At 69.7% G+C, this 779-nt stretch carries 1 protein-coding gene; it reads left to right on the top strand.

Annotated features, from left to right (window positions below; genetic code table 11):
• Positions 1 to 779: BglG family transcription antiterminator (locus tag AX744_RS10935; RefSeq protein WP_157543583.1), on the top strand; the 779-nt coding region annotated here is incomplete at both ends.

Here is a 779-nt window from a genome sequence, read left to right as displayed (position 1 = left end):
GGCGATGACCGCCCCCACGCGCGAGGAGATCCCGCGCGTGGGGGCGGTCATCGCCCGCCTGGCCTTCGAGCACTTCTCGGTGGTCCTCGGCGATGGCGACAGCGGCCACCTCGCCTCCCTCGTGCTGACGCGCATCGTCGCGCCGGGGGAGGCGACGACACGCGAGGTCGCCCGCAGCGGCGTCGACCCGATGGTCGAGGCCGCCGTCCGTGCGGAGATCACGCGTGCGGCCGAGGACTTCGAGGTCGACCTCGTCGATGAGACCTTCGTCCTGCGTCTCGCCCTGCACGTGCAGAATCTGCTGCGGCGGGCGGAGGAGAGCGCCCTCACGCGGAACCCGCTCACCCGGTCGTTGAAGGCGACGTACCCGATGATCTTCGAGGTGGCCGTGTCGATCGCGAGCGGCCTGCACGACCGCGTCGGCACGCCGATCCACGACGACGAGATCGCCTACATCGCCATGCACGTGGGCGGCCGTCTCGAACGCAGCCGCAAGGCGGAATCCATCCTCACCGCCACGATCGTGTGCCCGGGGTATCACGAGCTGCACGAACTGCTCCGCTCCAGCGTCGACCGTTCCCTCGGGACGGCCATCGAGGTCACCACCGTCGTCACCAATGTCGATCCGGACTGGTCGTCGTTCGATACCGATCTGGTGCTCAGCACCATCGAACCGGGATCCTCCGGCGACCGCTTCGTACGCATCCAGCCGTTCCTGACCGATGCCGACGTCGACCGCATCCAGCAGGCGGCGGCGCGGGTGCGGCGGGGACGGCGTC

This window comes from Microbacterium sp. CCH5-D1 (assembly GCF_001557335.1).
Taxonomy (GTDB): domain Bacteria; phylum Actinomycetota; class Actinomycetes; order Actinomycetales; family Microbacteriaceae; genus Microbacterium; species Microbacterium oxydans.
The sequence above is the reverse complement of the archived record's forward strand: the minus strand, read 5'-3'. Positions and strand labels throughout refer to the sequence as shown.